This is a genomic window from Corynebacterium sp. HMSC055G02 (genome assembly GCF_001809065.1).
GTDB lineage: Bacteria > Actinomycetota > Actinomycetes > Mycobacteriales > Mycobacteriaceae > Corynebacterium > Corynebacterium jeikeium_D.
Genome location: NZ_KV795675.1, coordinates 83,572 through 97,930, shown reverse-complemented (window position 1 = coordinate 97,930; position 14,359 = coordinate 83,572). Strand labels below are relative to the sequence as shown.

The window sequence follows — 14,359 nt, the reverse complement described above, 5'->3', positions numbered from 1 at the left end:
CGAGGCGGGGGAGATTGCGATAACCTGCGAGATTATGAGCAACGTTTCTCAAGACTTTTCCGACGGCATTCTAGCCATCACCATCGACCGCCCGGATGCCTATAACTCCCTGGATAAGAATCTCCGCTTGGAGCTGAAAGCCGCTTTTGAGCGTGCGCAGGAGCCGGATGTGCGCGCTGTTATCCTGCTCGGCGGGCCGAAGGCGTTTTGTACGGGCCAGGATTTGAAGGAGCACATTTCTGACCTGCAGTCCGGCGCCGGCATGGGCAAGGTTGTCGAGGAGTACAACCCGATGGTCGCGGAGCTGACCGCGATTAACGTTCCGGTTATTGCAGCTATCGAAGGTGCTGCGGCGGGTGCCGGCTGGTCGTTGGCGCTGCACTGTGATTTCCGTATCGCGGGCCCGAAGGCGTCGTTCAAGGCGGCGTTCCCGTCGATTCGCCTGGCCACGGACTGTGGCATGTCGGCGCTGCTGCCGCGCATGGTCAGTGACGCGAAGGCGCGTGAGCTGTTGTTCTTCGATAAGAAGGTGCTTGCCGACGAAGCCCTGAGCCTCGGCCTGGTCACTGAAGTGGTGGATAATCCAGCGACTCGGGCACGTGAGTTGGCTGCCCAGTTTGCGGCGGGGCCGACGGCCGCGCTGAAGGAGATTAAGGCTCTGCTGCGCCGGGATACCTTGTCTGCCGCTGCGGCGGAGGCGGACGCGCAGGCTCGTTTGGCGGTCTCGGCCGACCATAAGGAAGCGGTGGCCGCGTTCTTGGAGAAGCGACCACCGCATTTCGTAGGTGAGTAAGGCAGATACCTGGAGTGGCAGGGGAGAGGTAGTAGTGAAGAACTACTGCTCTTCCTGTGCTCCTAGTACTTCACTGGTGAGTTCTGGGTGATCTCCCAGCTCACCGGAAACCTCGTCAGGGTGCTTGGATAGGCTGACCAGCGAGACCGCCAGACCGCCCCAGATGACGATGATGAACAGTGCCATCATGACAATTGCGATACCGGACATTTGGCTTAAACCTCCTCGGTTTCCGGAGTGTGCTTGCGTGGCAGGTGTGAGGACCGCTTGAAATCTGGCGTCACACCGAAGTCCGAGCCCGGAGGGCCATCGAGACGGTGTTGGCCGCGCCAAGGCAGGATGGCCATAATCAGAGCGCCGATGAGAATCACGCCGATGACACCCCAGCCAAAGATGTCGATTTGGGTGTCGGAGTAGCCTTCGTAGTTTTCCTGGAAAAGTCCAATGAGCTCCTGGAACAGGATGACGGCGAGAATGACCGGCGTGATGTTTCCGACGAAGATCTGCCACATGGTGCCGACCTTGAACGAGGACACGGCGTTGAGGTGCATGGCGAACTCGTTGGTGCGGCGCAGGATCCAGTCGATTGCGATGATGGTCAGCAGTGCAACCAGGACGATACCGACGTTGTTGGTGAACTTATCTACGATGTCGAGGGTTACCAGACCTGAGGTGGTCGGGAAGGCCAGCAGCGAGATGACGGCCATGGCGCCACCGACGGTGAGGGTGGCCTGGACGCGGCCGAGGTTCAGCTTGTCCTTTACTGCGGAGACGACGACCTCGAGCAGCGACATCAGGGAGGTCACACCGGCGATTGCCAGGGAGAGGAAGAACAGTAGCCCGAAGACCGAACCGATGACCTTTGGCATCTCAGAGATGACCGTCGGGAATGCGATGAAGGCAAGACCAATACCGGAGGTTGCGACCTCGTCAACGGCCTGACCCGACTGCGCTGCCATGAAGCCCAGGGTGGCGAAGACGCCGATACCGGCGAGAACCTCGAAGGAGGAGTTTGCGAACGCGGTGACCAGGCCGGAACCGGTGAGGTTCGTGCGTGGCTTCAGGTAGGAGGCGTAGGTCAGCATAATGCCGAAGGCCACGGACAGGGAGAAGAAGATTTGGCCGTAGGCGGCAATCCATACGCTGGAGTCAGTGAGTGCGGACCAGTCTGGGGTGAAGAATGCGTCCAGGCCCTTTGCGGCGCCGTCGAGCGTCAGGGAGTAGATGACCACTGCGACGAAGAGGATGGTCAACAGTGGGATGAAGACAATCGAGACCTTACCGATGCCCTTGTCCACACCAGCGGCCAGAATGCCGATGACGAGTACCCAGACAATGAGCAGGACGATGGAAATCGAGGGGACGAAGTCCAGAGAGAAGACGCTCTCGGTGTCTACTTGGAGGAAGTCCTTCATGAAGTGGGTCTCGGCATCTGGGCCCCAGCTCTTGCGGATGGACTTCCAGGCGTAGATGAAGGACCACGCGATAATAACGGCGTAGTAGACGGTAATGAAGAAGGCGATACCGACCTGGATCCAGCCGATTGGCTCAGCCCAGGGCTTGATGCGACGCATCGACTTCGGTGCGGACCCTCGGAAGCGGTGGCCGATGGCGAAGTCGAGGAAGAGCAGTGGGATACCCGCGGTCAGAAGTGCGACCAGGTAGGGGATAAGGAAAGCGCCACCGCCGGAGTCATACGCGACATAGGGGAAACGCCAGATGTTTCCAAGCCCGACTGCCGAGCCGATAGCGGCGAAAATGAAGGCTGCTCGGGTGGAAAACACCTCCCTTCGCTGAGGGGTAGCGGTCGAGTTGGTTGTGCTCATACCTCTGGAACTCCAATCCTTCATCTCCGGTCACGCGCTCGCGCGGCCTAGGAGGGAATTTGGTGAAGTGCATCACCATTACCTAACAGAATCTTAGTATATGAGATGGGCATCTCATTGTATAGTTTCGGTTTTGTAGGGGGTAATGTTTTTGGTGAGGGGTATGGCACAGGGGAAGGGAGCTCTAATCCAGCCTCGTAAATAATCGCCAGCCACCTACTTTGAGGTATGCAAAAACCCCGCCAGGAAGACCTGACGGGGTTTGGGGCGAATCGGCTAGACCGACGTGCGCTGTTTACTCTGCGCCGCCCTTGGCGATACGACGGAAGATGATCTCCTTCATGATCTCGTTGGTGCCACCGTAAATGGTCTGGACCTTGGAGTCGAGGTAGTGAGTGGAGATTGGGTACTCGAGCATGAAGCCGTAGCCGCCGAACATCTGCAGGCAGCGGGTAACGATGTCCTGCTGCTCCTCGGTGGTCCAGTACTTGGCCATGGAAGCACCGGTCTCGTCCAGCTGGCCAGCGTTGTGGGCCATAACGGCCTGGTCAACGAAAGCCTGCAGGGCGGTGACGCGGGTGGCGATGTCAGCCAGGTAGTGGCCGTGGACCTGGTGCTGGATAATCGGGCGACCGAATGCCTCGCGCTCCTGAGCGTACTTGTAAGCCAGGGTCCAGGCGCGGCGGGAAGTTGCGACAGAGCCGCAAGCCAGGGTCAGGCGCTCGTGAGCGAGGTTGGTGCGCAGGTAGCCGAAGGCAGCGCCCTCTTCGCCGAGCAGGTTCTCGGCCGGAACGCGGACGTTGTCGAAGTTGAGCTCAGCGGTGTCCTGAGCCTTCAAGCCGACCTTCTGCAGCGGGCCAGCCTTGGTGAAGCCCTCGAGGTCAGCGTCGACGATGAACATGGAGACACCAGCGCGGCCCTTGGATGGGTCGGTGATAGCTGCGACGAGAGCGAAGTCCGCCATCATGCCGTTGGAGATGAAGATCTTGGTGCCGTTGAGGACGTAGTGGTCGCCGTCCTTCTTGGCGAAAGTGCGCATACCTGCCAGGTCAGAACCGGCGCCCGGCTCGGTCATAGCGAGGCAGCCGATGGTGTCGCCGGCGTTCATGGAAGCCAGGTACTTCTGCTTCTGCTCTTCGTTGCCGAACTTAGCCAGGTACGGAGCGACCAGGTCGTTGAGAACGCCGAAGGAAACGACGATGGAGCCACAGTCAGCGTTGGAAAGCTCCTCGTTCAGGACCTGGTTGTAGCGGAAGTCCATCTCTCCGCCGCCGCCGTATGCCTCCGGAGTGGACATACCAATCAGGCCGAGCTCACCGGCCTTCTTGAAGACCTCGCGGTCCGGCTGACCTTCCTTGTGCCAGCGCTCTACGTTCGGGGTGATTTCCTTCTCGACGAAGCCGCGAACCATGTCGCGGAACATGTTGTGCTCTTCTTCGAAGTGAGTACGGGGCAGAAAGTCCTTCATGACATGCTCCTAGAAATATTGTCGTGGAATTTTTGTCTTAAGGCCTTTTCGTACGTCGCAGATAAACGCTGCAGATAAACGCGATGGCCTCGGTTCATCGTCATAGTGACTATGACTGTTGTACCCCATTATGCATGAGTGTGATGAGAGACACTTGTTTTTTTAAAAGTTTTTTCCCGATTGGTGATGTGGAATCGCTTGACGACGGATATTGCGCCCAGCCTTCCCGGAAAACTACCCCCGTTGCGGTTGGGGGTTGCTATTGAATCCAGACTATCCCCGACAGTCGGCAATGTTAGGTAATGCTAACCTACAAAGCCAGGTGAATGGCTATTTTTGTCATATCTGACAGGCGGGACCCTGGGGCTTTGGGGTCGATAGGGTAGGCGTTTTGGATGGTCATCATGGGGGTGATTAACGAAACATTCTCGTTTTCTTATTCCCATTAGTGCTGGTGGTAGTTAGTATGAGCATCAGGTGGAGACCGGTTCCCTTGATTATCCGAGCTTCTTCCACTGCAGTCATAGCAACCTCCAATTGCACTCGAAAAAATGACGCGACCTGTGCGCCGTCCCCGTGGAATGGACAGCGAGCAGGTCGCGTTATTTTTATTTTTTATTGCTGCGATTAGGCGCTAGTCGGCAATCCCATCAATGTGCGCCAGCAGGGCCGAGTTGTAGTACTCCGGGGTTTCCTGGTTGAGCAGGTGCTTGGCCGGCGAAATGACGACCATGGTCGAGCCCGCGATGCCGTCGTGAAGCGAAGTGACGACGTCGAGAGACGTAGAGGTGTCCTGCTTACCGGCGATGACCAGCGTCGGAGCGGTGATCTCGGCGAGGCGCTCGCGGGTGTCGAAGCGAGAGAGTGCTCCGCAGGCGCCGATGTAGCCGTCATCGGGGCAATCTGCGATCATGTCGCGGAAGCGGGCGGGGAGCTCAGGGGTAGTGTCGAAGCACTCGTCGGTAAACCAGTTGCGGACGACAGTGTCCGCGAGCGCGCCTGTGCCCTTGTCACGCACGAGCTGGGCCTTTTCCTGCCAGGCCTCGGGTGTGCCGAATTTCGGCGCCGTCGACGACAGTGTCAGACTGACCACGCGATCGGCGTGTTCTAGTGCGATGGTCTGGGCGATAGCGCCGCCGAGAGATAGTCCCACAAAATGTGCACGGTCAACATCCTCCTCATCGAGGACCTCGATGATGTCGGCGGCCAAGTGGCTCATGTCCCACTCACCCTCGGGGATAGGGGAATCGCCATGGCCGCGGACATCTGGCGTGATGACCTGGTACTTTTCGCTCAAAGCGGCTACCTGGGGCTCCCACATCTCCTGTGTGGTGCCCAGCGAGCCAATCAGGACAACCGTACCGTTGTCCTTGTGGTTGATTGCATGTGCGGTGTAGTCGATGGCCACGAGATCCTCCTTGAAGGTGTTGGCTGTGTCAGCTGTGCCAGCTGTGTCTGCTAATTCTCGGCGTTGCGAGCAGCTTCAGCGGCAGCCCGACCAGGGCCGTCGTCCTTCTTGGCCTCTGCCTCAGCGGCTTCCACGCGCTGCTTCGCCATGGACTCACGAGCGGCCTCCAGCCACTCCGGCATCTGCTCGAGCAAATCCTTAATCTCCGCCGTTGTCAGCGGCTTGTCCATGTCGTTCTTCTTCAACGCCGTGATAGTGATGCCCAGCTTGCGGGCAACTTCTGGACGCGGGTGCGGTCCGTTGCGGCGTAGCTCAGCGAGCCATTCCGGCGGATTGGATTGCAGTTCGGCAAACTGCGCGTGCGAAATCTCACCAGTGCGAAATTCCTCGGGTGTGGCCGGGAGGAAAATGCCAAGTTTTTTGGCTGCGGTTAGGGGTTTCATGGGTTCAACGCTAGCACCCATTCGAGTAACCTTGCGGAGTATGTCGACTCCTGAACCCGCCGTCCTGCGCATCGTGTTCGCCACCGGCACCAGTCCCGAGAAGTGGTTTCGCCGCTTTAGGGATCGAATTCCGGCAACACTGCACACCCACGCCGCCGACGATCCGATGTCCGACCTGGTCGGCGGCGCCGCTGACATGGCGCTGGTTCGGTTAGAGTCCGAAAGCTCGCTGCCCGAGTCGCTCCATCGCATCCGGCTTTACGACGAAGCCTGGGGCGTGGCCTTCGAGAAAGAGCACGTGTTCTCCCTCACAGAGTCCGTGCCGGAGGAGCTGTTGGCGGACGAAACTGTGCTGTTGACCTCCGTGGATCCGGATGAGCTGCGACAGATGCTGCCCGTTGCGGCCACTGGTGCAGGTGTCGTGGTGGGACCTCGCACGATTTTGAAGGCGCTGTCGAAGAAGGCGGTGGCCTCATCGAACTTGGTGGCCGAGGAAGGCGCCACGGAACCGCTGTCTCGGACAGCTATTTGGTTGGTGTGGCCGAAAGTAGAGGACGACGAGCTCCGGCAGGAGTTCGTCGGCATTGTCCAGGGGCGCAGGGAGGGCTCGACACGCACGCAGTTGGGGCGCAAGAAGGCTGACGAGCAGCCGAAGAAGTTGTCGGCCAGAGAAAAGACGCTTGCTAAGCAAGCCCGCCGGCAGCGCGCTGGGACCGTCGTAAAGCATGCGCGCAGTGGTCGTGGTGGACGTCGAAGCAGCGGCGGAAACGGGCGACCGCGCAGGCGAAAGTAATCTTTTTACAATATTTTTGCCGTTTCGTTCGACGTGCGCGGAAAAATTAGCCACACTTGTAGTTATGGCTGAAAAGAAGCGCGATTTCACGATTCGAATGATGCGTGAAGAGGACTATCCACAGATCCAAGAGATCTACGAGATTGGCCTGGATACGGGGCACGCGTCCTGGGAGCACTCCGCTCCCGAGTGGGACGAATTCATCGCACTCAAACGAGTGGATTTGTGTTACGTCGCCGTCGACGCAGAAAACCCGGACAAGATTCTGGCTTGGGCATCGGCAGCGCCGGTATCCAAGCGCCCGATTTTCAATGGCGTCATCGAAGACTCCATCTACGTCCATCCTGACGGGCAGGGCATGGGGCTGGCGGCGACGCTGCTGCAGAAGCTTATCGACGATGCCACGGAGCTCGACTGCTGGTCGATTCACTCGTGGGTCTTCCCGGAGAATGTGGGATCGTTAAAGCTGCATCGAAAGCTCGGCTTCCGTGAAGTGGGGATTTACCACCACATGGCAAAGATGACCTACGGCCCAATGGCGGGGCAGTGGCGCGATGTCATTATTTTGGAAAAGCTGCTGGAAAAACCAGAAGAGCGCGCGCTGAAGCGCGTCCAGGAAGAAGCAGAAGCCGCCGGTGAGCCGAACCGTCCGATTCTGGACAAGCTCGACCGCGCCGACGGCCAGGTGGGGGCATAGCTGCCGGGAGCTGAGGCTCCCTTTGAATTAATTACTCGACGGTTTCCTTCAACGGATCCTCGCGAACAAAGAACACAATGATTGCTGCCAGAATAATCACTGGCATTAGTACCAAGAAGATCGGCGTCAAACCATCGTTGTAGCTGGAGATCAGCGCTTCATGGATTGGCGCCGGCATGCTATCCAGCACATGAGGCGTCAGTGAACCGATCGACTTAGAGGAAAAGCCCTCCGGGCCCATCTGCTTTGCGAACTCTGCTGCAGCCTCCGGTGATGCGGCCTTGATTTGTTCGACAGCAGCCGGAACGCGTTCGCCTGCCAGGTCCTTCATGCGGTGGATGAAAATCGAACCCACAATGGAGGAACCGACCGCACCACCAATCTGGCGGAAGAAGTTATTCGCAGCGGTAGCGGTACCGACCATGGCGACCGGGAAGGAGTTCTGCACGATGAGAACCAGAACCTGCATGCCGGTGCCCAGGCCGAAGCCCATGATGAACAGGTACACACCAACCTGCCACAGCGGGGTGGTGGTCTCCAGCGTGGACAGCAAGTAGAGGGAGACAGCCATAATCATCAGGCCGACGAAGGGGTAGAAGCGATACTTACCAGTCCGCGAAATAATCTGGCCAACGCCAATTGAGGTGAGCAGCATGCCGACCATCATCGGCGTCATCATCAAACCTGCAGCGGTCGGTGACATTGAGTGCACCATCTGCAGGTAGGTCGGAATATAGGCCATAGTGCCGAACATCGCGATACCCAGAATGAGACCCGACACAGTCGTGAGCACGAAGTTCCGGTTATTAAACAAGTGCGTCGGAATCAGTGGGTTGGAAACGCGAGTCTCGGTGAGGAAGAACAGCACCCAGGAAACGACAGAGGCAACGATAAGCGAGATGATGACCCCGGAGTTCCAGTCGTACTGTGTACCGCCCCACGTGGTGGTGAGAATTAGCGTCGAGGCAGCGGCAGTCAAGAACATCGTGCCGATGTAGTCGAAGTTTCCTTCACTCTGGCGTCGGGGCAGCTTCAGGAAGGCCGCAGCTGCCGATAGTGCAACCACGCCCATCGGGACGTTGATCCACAGGCCCCAGCGCCAGCCCGGGCCGTCGGTGAACCAGCCTCCCAGCACTGGTCCCAGCACGGAACTCAGACCGAACACAGCACCCATGATGCCCATGTACTTACCGCGCTGGCGTGCGGGAATAACCTCGGCCAGGATGGCCTGTGAGGAAACCATCAATGTACCGCCAGCAAATCCCTGAAAAGCGCGGGCGGCGATGAGCAGGCTCATGGAGTTGGTGATTGCACCCATGACGGAACCGACCATGAACAGCGCGATGCCCATCATGAACAGGCCCTTGCGCCCAATCATGTCACCGAGCTTGCCGACAATCGGCATTGCCACAGTCTGTGCCAACAGGAATGCAGAAATAACCCACGACATGTGGTCAACTCCGCCGAGCTCGCCGACGATGGTCGGCAGGGCGGTGGCGAAAATCATCTGCCCCAGCGAGCTCATCAGCATAGTGAGAATGAGCGCGAAGAAAATGATTCCCAAGTGGGACTTGTTGTCAGAAACCGTGGTGTCGGTTTGATCTTGAGCAGTGGTGTTGCTAGCTGTCACTATTCCTCCTCCAGAAATTTTTAACGACGTCGGCGGCGTCGTGAAGCGGTGTATCTGTTGTGAATTCGTCCCGATGAGCCGATGAGTACAGCACGCATTCGCGGACGAAACCGACCGACAGTGCTACCTCGTGCCCGACGGGCAGCTCGGGGTGCGTGCGCGACTGTGGATTCATCTCGAAATAGCGCTCAAAGGCAGAACGGACGCGGCGCATTGAGTTGCCAAAATTCGAAATGACAACCGTCGATAGCTTTGGCTCATTGCGCAAAATCTCGCGGATACGCTCCTTGAGCAGACGGTGAAACTCTTCGGTTGCCCCCAGCTCTTTATATCGGAGTAGCTGGGATTGCTGCTTTTTCTCGATGAAATCGAGCATGTCCGCGATGGGGTCTTGGTGAATTTGGGCGAGGAATACCTCTTCATCGTCAGCATCGAATGACATGATGCCGTTGCCGAAGATGGCTTGATCCTTGGAGTCGAAGTAATTGAAGAATGTGCGTCGACTGATATTGACCCGCTGACAGATGTCTTCGATGTTGACTTGGTCGTATCCGCGATCCAATACAAGGGCGGTCGCGGCATCGGCCAAAGCGCAGTGTGTTTGAAACCTTTTGAGCTCCCGGAGACCGCACTCGGGGTGTTGGCCCGGGTCCAATCTGTGATAGGTATTCTCATCAATTTGCACGAGGTGCAAAGTTACACCGAGTGCAATGTGATGGCAAGTTGATGAGTCAACAGGTGTTTGAGTACCTATGCAGAGAGCATCTTTGGGTTGTTCAGGATGCCGTGGACTCAGGCGCAGGGGTCGGGTTGTTGATAGTCGCAACGCGCCATTCAATTACACAACCTTCGTGTTTTGTGTAGGCACGGTGGAAGGCTACGTCTCCTTCAATAGCTCGTGGCGCAGGGCGTCGTTAAGCGAAGTGAAGCGGAACCTGTGCCCCGCCTTTTGCAGCGCTGCTGCCTCTACTCTCTGATTCGCGAGAGCCAACTCCGCAGCACCGCGTTTGCCCAGCAGTACTGCAGGCCCCAGTGAAGGAATCGGAACCGCCGTCGGGCGGTGCAAGACCTCTCCCAATACCCTCGTGAACTCCGCATTATTCACTCCGGAAGCCAGTGGCACCACCGCATTGACAGGTCCGGCAAGTGCGGAATCTGCCAACGACCGGTGATAGATGTCCAACAGGTCGTCCAAAGCAATCCACGGGAACCACTGCTCGCCCGACCCCAATCTTCCTCCAAGTCCGGTGAACACCACGCCCGCTAGTAGCGGCAAGAGTCCGCCGCCACCAGCAAGCACGAGACCAGTACGGACGTTTACGACCCGCTTGCCTGCATCGCGAGCGGGATCCCATGCATTTTCCCAATCGCGCACGATAGCCGAGAGACTGTCCGCGGCGGCGCTGCCGTCGTAACGCTGCGCTTCCGCGCCAGGGCCAGCGTCCTCGGTGAGCACCTCTGGGCCACGATCCGCACCGTAGAACCCCACCGCCGACGCTCCAACCGCGACCTTCACGCTGTCAGTAGATGCAACGAGCTTTGCCAGAGCTCGCGTTGGTTCGACACGGGAATGGCGAACCTTTCGAAGATGCGCCTCCGTGAAGCGCCCCGCAATCGGTGCGCCGGCCAGATGGATGACCGCGTCGACTCCCTCCAGCAAGTCAGCTGCGGGTGCCGCAGTATCCCAATATCGCTTGTCCACACCCGTCTGTTCACGTGAGCGCACCAGCAAAATCACCTCATGTCCGGCCGTGGTCAGTAGCGCGCGCAGCTGCGTTCCGACGGTCCCCGTAGCTCCACTGATCGCCACTGTCAGCGGCTCCGGCACATGCCCCAAATACTCCGAAAGCCTATCGACGGCCGCAAGGTCGCCAGCAACCTTCGTAGCACGGTAGGCGAACATCGAATCCAACCCGGGTACCGGAACCTTGGTGTCAACGGTGTCCTCTAAAACCGTGCCAGCGCTGCCGTCGTCAAGCGGAGTATCGGAGAGAACGTGGGTGTGCTTCCACCCCGTGATGCGGCGAAAGGGCTCGCTGGTGACTTCGTCAATGAATCTCTGGCCGGGGAGGAAACCGGCCGGGTCGTGACGTGCAATCCATTTGAGGCCAGCCGGCATGGAGAATACGGTCGTGCCGTCGGCGAGGTTGGCGGATTCGGATTTCGGTGACATCGGGAGAAGCCCCGGTGTTAGGCGGGTGACAGCGCCTGGGCGGGAGAACCACTCGGCGACGCAACGGCGAGGAAATGCGATGGTGTGGCGATAGGTGGGAATAGTTAGTCACTCTCTGAAACTTGTCCGACGTTAAGGAAAAATAGTAGACCCCGAAGTCTTTCAGCGAAGTGAGACTACGGGGTCTTATGCGTAAGGTGCTCTCACACCTTCGAGTTCAGAAAGAACTAGTCACGATCAGTGTTGGCCATTGCCAGCACGTCGAGGCGCTTGTCCAGCTCTTCCTCGGTCAGCTTCTCGCCGTCGACGAAGCCCATGTCGATAACAGTCTGACGGATGGTCTTACCTTCCTTCAGAGCAGTCTTAGCGACCTTAGCTGCGTTCTCGTAGCCGATGGCGGAGTTCAGCGGGGTCACAATCGACGGGGAGGACTCAGCCAGAGTCTTCATACGCTCAACGTTCGGCTCGATGCCGTCCACCAGCTTCTCGGCGAAGACGCGTGCGGTGTTCGCCAGCAGCTTAGCGGACTCCAGCACGTTACGTGCCATGACCGGGATGAAGACGTTCAGCTCGAATGCGCCGTTAGCGCCAGCAAACTCAACAGCGGTGTCGTTGCCCAGAACCTGCGCTGCGACCTGGGTGGCAGTCTCGCACAGAACCGGGTTGACCTTACCCGGCATGATGGAGGAACCCGGCTGCAGATCCGGCAGGTGAATCTCAGCAAGGCCGGTCAGCGGGCCGGAGCCCATCCAGCGAATGTCGTTAGCGATCTTGTTCAGGGAGACTGCGACGGTGCGCATAGCGCCGGAGAATTCGACCAGGGCATCGCGGTTAGCCTGAGCCTCGAAGTGGTTCTGAGCCTCGCGCAGCTCCTTGATGCCGGTCAGTTCGACGAGCTCAGCGGTGACCTTGGCACCGAAGTCCGCCGGGGTGTTCAGGCCGGTGCCAACAGCGGTACCACCGATTGGCAGCTCGCCCAGACGCGGCAGGGTGGCCTCGATGCGCTCAATGCCAGCCTCAATCTGGCGGGCGTAACCGGAGAACTCCTGACCCAGGGTCACCGGGACAGCGTCCATCAGGTGAGTGCGGCCGGACTTAACAACGGTCTCCCATTCCTTGGCCTTCTTAGCCAGGGACTCCTGCAGAACCTTCAGTCCCGGGACGAGGTCCTTGACAGCTGCCTCGGTTGCTGCGACGTGAGTGGCAGTCGGGAAGGTGTCGTTGGAAGACTGACCCATGTTGACGTGGTCATTCGGGTGAACCTCAACGCCGTTGGCCTTTGCGATGGACGCAATGACTTCGTTGGTGTTCATGTTGGAAGAAGTGCCCGAACCGGTCTGGAAGACGTCAATCGGGAACTCAGCATCGTGCTTGCCTTCGGCAATTTCCTTGGCAGCGGCGACGATGGCATCTGCCTGCTCAGCAGACAGCAGGCCGCGCTCCTTGTTGACGATGGCGCAAGCTGCCTTCAGCAGACCCATAGCGCGAATCTGTGCAGACTCCAGCGGACGGCCGGAAATCGGGAAGTTCTCAACTGCACGCTGAGTCTGTGCGCGCCACAGGGCGTTAACCGGAACCTTAACCTCGCCCATGGTGTCGTGCTCGATGCGGAACTGCTGCTCTGTCATTCGTTGCCTCTTTCAGTTAGGGGAACTTGAGTGCGCGCAGAACGGCCCCTCATTGCGCATGCAATTTTCATGCGATGCAGAACCGTTAGCGCATTCGTCTTCAAGTATGAATCAGTTTGTTAAAAAAGTGGTGCCCTGAGGGCACCACTAAAGGGGTAGTTACTTACAGATCGATGTCAGGCATCTCGCCCTTGCCGTAGTCGATGCTGGCGTACTTGCGCAGCTTCTCCAGGGAGTGGAAAGCCTCGATGCGACGAATGGTGCCGGACTTGGAGCGCATAACCAGCGAGCGGGTCCACGCGCCGTTACCGCGGTAAGCGACACCGCGCAGCATGTCACCGTTGGTGACACCAGTGGCAACGAAGTAGCAGTTGTCGGATGCGACCAGGTCATCGGTGGTCAGAACACGAGAAAGATCGTGCCCAGCGTCGAGAGCCTTCTTAATTTCGGCCTCATCGCGCGGGTGCAGTTTGCCCTGGATCTCGCCGCCCATACACTTCATGGCGCATGCGGTGATGACACCTTCTGGGGTGCCGCCGACGCCCATCATGATATCAACCGAGTTTGTGTTCTGAGCTGCGGCAACAGCGCCAGCAACGTCACCATCGCCGATCAGGCGAACCTTGGCGCCAGCTTCGCGGATGTCACGAATCATGTCAGCGTGGCGCGGGCGATCCAGCACGACAACAGTGACATCTTCCGGACGCAGCCCCTTGGCCTTAGCAACGACCTTGATGTTGTGCTCAACTGGAGCCTCGATGTCAATCTTGCCGGCAGCCTCCGGGCCAACAGCAATCTTATCCATGTAGAACACAGCCGACGGGTCGTACATGGAGCCGCGGTCTGCAGCAGCAAGAACAGCGATAGAGTTCGGGCGGCCCTCTGCCATCAGAGTCGTGCCGTCAATCGGGTCAACCGCGATGTCAACGGCCGGGCCTTGGCCGTTGCCGACCTTTTCGCCGTTGAACAGCATCGGGGCTTCGTCCTTTTCGCCCTCGCCAATAACAACGACACCGTTCATAGCCACGGTGTTGATGAGCTGACGCATGGCATCGACGGCAGCGCCGTCGCCCTTTTCCTTCTGACCACGACCGACCCACTGACCAGCTGCCAGTGCAGCGGACTCAGTAACTCGGACGAGCTCCATCGCAAGGTTGCGATCTGGTGCTTCAGGATTCGAGGCGTTCATTGACTTCTGGCCCTTCCGTGGTTTTTGAGAACTCTTTTGAGGTTTGAGAATGTGCTGGGAGACGCCACGCCAGGAAACTGGGGTTTAGCGTTGCAACAATTTCTATTGATTGATGTTTGGCGCATCAGTTTTAGCGCCTTTGCATCTGTTACTAGTGTTCCACCTTTTTGGTGTTCGGGGGTGGACGCAGCGCCAAAGTGGGGGGAGTTTCAGGGCTAAACCCCCACATCACGCGGTTATCAAAAGTTTGTTCCGGCGTCAGTTCGCTTGACGACGTCGACAGCGTCCGTCATCAAGTATTGCTAGCTGCA

At 58.4% G+C, this 14,359-nt stretch carries 13 protein-coding genes; 3 read left to right on the top strand and 10 right to left on the bottom strand.

The features are described from left to right. The first annotated feature begins 34 nt into the window (after positions 1-34). The gene (locus HMPREF2547_RS10230) at positions 35-793 is read left to right on the top strand and encodes an enoyl-CoA hydratase-related protein (protein ID WP_070605740.1); all 759 of its coding nucleotides are present in this window, start codon (positions 35-37) and stop codon (positions 791-793) included. Between the two features lie 42 nt (positions 794-835). Here HMPREF2547_RS10230 and metS read toward each other — a convergent pair whose 3' ends face one another. From metS to HMPREF2547_RS10205, 5 genes are all read right to left on the bottom strand, one after another. Next, positions 836-1,003 carry a methionine/alanine import NSS transporter subunit MetS gene (gene metS, locus HMPREF2547_RS10225; RefSeq protein ID WP_048733989.1) on the bottom strand — a complete coding sequence of 56 codons (168 nt, stop codon included), beginning with the start codon at positions 1,001-1,003 and terminating at the stop codon, positions 836-838. A 5-nt stretch (positions 1,004-1,008) separates the two neighbouring features. Continuing rightward, a complete protein-coding gene (locus HMPREF2547_RS10220; protein ID WP_069359264.1) occupies positions 1,009-2,619 on the bottom strand; it encodes a sodium-dependent transporter in 1,611 nt (536 codons plus the stop codon). A 295-nt stretch (positions 2,620-2,914) separates the two neighbouring features. After that, complete coding sequence (locus HMPREF2547_RS10215; protein WP_048759734.1) at positions 2,915-4,087, bottom strand: acyl-CoA dehydrogenase family protein; 1,173 nt, start codon at positions 4,085-4,087, stop codon at positions 2,915-2,917. A 634-nt stretch (positions 4,088-4,721) separates the two neighbouring features. Then, entirely contained in the window at positions 4,722-5,495 is a 774-nt protein-coding gene (locus HMPREF2547_RS10210) for an alpha/beta fold hydrolase (protein WP_016423180.1), read from the bottom strand. 50 nt (positions 5,496-5,545) lie between these two features. Continuing rightward, on the bottom strand, positions 5,546-5,938 hold the full coding sequence (locus HMPREF2547_RS10205) for a DUF5997 family protein (RefSeq protein ID WP_042389451.1): 393 nt from the start codon (positions 5,936-5,938) through the stop codon (positions 5,546-5,548). 40 nt (positions 5,939-5,978) lie between these two features. On the opposite strand from HMPREF2547_RS10205, the gene HMPREF2547_RS10200 reads away from it, so the two are divergent. Together HMPREF2547_RS10200 and HMPREF2547_RS10195 are read left to right on the top strand one after the other, a co-directional pair. Continuing rightward, positions 5,979-6,731, top strand: a complete 753-nt coding sequence (locus tag HMPREF2547_RS10200; protein ID WP_070605738.1) for a type 2 periplasmic-binding domain-containing protein — start codon at positions 5,979-5,981, stop codon at positions 6,729-6,731. A 64-nt stretch (positions 6,732-6,795) separates the two neighbouring features. Further along, positions 6,796-7,428, top strand: coding sequence for a GNAT family N-acetyltransferase (locus HMPREF2547_RS10195; RefSeq protein WP_016423177.1), 633 nt, complete (start codon positions 6,796-6,798; stop codon positions 7,426-7,428). Between the two features lie 31 nt (positions 7,429-7,459). Here HMPREF2547_RS10195 and HMPREF2547_RS10190 read toward each other — a convergent pair whose 3' ends face one another. The 5 genes from HMPREF2547_RS10190 to glpX form a co-directional block, all read right to left on the bottom strand. Continuing rightward, positions 7,460-9,058: an MDR family MFS transporter gene (locus HMPREF2547_RS10190; RefSeq protein WP_049172271.1), complete on the bottom strand. Its 1,599-nt coding sequence runs from the start codon at positions 9,056-9,058 to the stop codon at positions 7,460-7,462. Then, a complete protein-coding gene (locus HMPREF2547_RS10185; RefSeq protein ID WP_049172273.1) occupies positions 9,048-9,743 on the bottom strand; it encodes a TetR/AcrR family transcriptional regulator in 696 nt (231 codons plus the stop codon). The genes HMPREF2547_RS10190 and HMPREF2547_RS10185 overlap by 11 nt, the downstream gene beginning before the upstream one ends. 192 nt (positions 9,744-9,935) lie before the next feature. Then, on the bottom strand, positions 9,936-11,231 hold the full coding sequence (locus HMPREF2547_RS10180; RefSeq protein WP_240593391.1) for a TIGR01777 family oxidoreductase: 1,296 nt from the start codon (positions 11,229-11,231) through the stop codon (positions 9,936-9,938). A gap of 227 nt (positions 11,232-11,458) precedes the next feature. Next, positions 11,459-12,859: a class II fumarate hydratase gene (locus HMPREF2547_RS10175; protein ID WP_016423173.1), complete on the bottom strand. Its 1,401-nt coding sequence runs from the start codon at positions 12,857-12,859 to the stop codon at positions 11,459-11,461. Between the two features lie 163 nt (positions 12,860-13,022). Beyond that, positions 13,023-14,048: a class II fructose-bisphosphatase gene (gene glpX / locus HMPREF2547_RS10170; protein ID WP_005510610.1), complete on the bottom strand. Its 1,026-nt coding sequence runs from the start codon at positions 14,046-14,048 to the stop codon at positions 13,023-13,025. Positions 14,049-14,359 lie beyond the last annotated feature (311 nt).

Bases quoted from the DNA above. Each gene is read 5' to 3' on its own strand.
- HMPREF2547_RS10205 (WP_042389451.1), bottom strand. From the start codon at position 5,938: ATGAAACCCCTAACCGCAGCCAAAAAACTTGGCATTTTCCTCCCGGCC.
- HMPREF2547_RS10180 (WP_240593391.1), bottom strand. From the start codon at position 11,231: ATGTCACCGAAATCCGAATCCGCCAACCTCGCCGACGGCACGACCGTA.
- HMPREF2547_RS10230 (WP_070605740.1), top strand. From the start codon at position 35: ATGAGCAACGTTTCTCAAGACTTTTCCGACGGCATTCTAGCCATCACC.
- glpX (WP_005510610.1), bottom strand. From the start codon at position 14,048: ATGAACGCCTCGAATCCTGAAGCACCAGATCGCAACCTTGCGATGGAG.
- HMPREF2547_RS10200 (WP_070605738.1), top strand. From the start codon at position 5,979: ATGTCGACTCCTGAACCCGCCGTCCTGCGCATCGTGTTCGCCACCGGC.
- HMPREF2547_RS10215 (WP_048759734.1), bottom strand. From the start codon at position 4,087: ATGAAGGACTTTCTGCCCCGTACTCACTTCGAAGAAGAGCACAACATG.
- HMPREF2547_RS10175 (WP_016423173.1), bottom strand. From the start codon at position 12,859: ATGACAGAGCAGCAGTTCCGCATCGAGCACGACACCATGGGCGAGGTT.
- HMPREF2547_RS10220 (WP_069359264.1), bottom strand. From the start codon at position 2,619: ATGAGCACAACCAACTCGACCGCTACCCCTCAGCGAAGGGAGGTGTTT.
- HMPREF2547_RS10195 (WP_016423177.1), top strand. From the start codon at position 6,796: ATGGCTGAAAAGAAGCGCGATTTCACGATTCGAATGATGCGTGAAGAG.
- metS (WP_048733989.1), bottom strand. From the start codon at position 1,003: ATGTCCGGTATCGCAATTGTCATGATGGCACTGTTCATCATCGTCATC.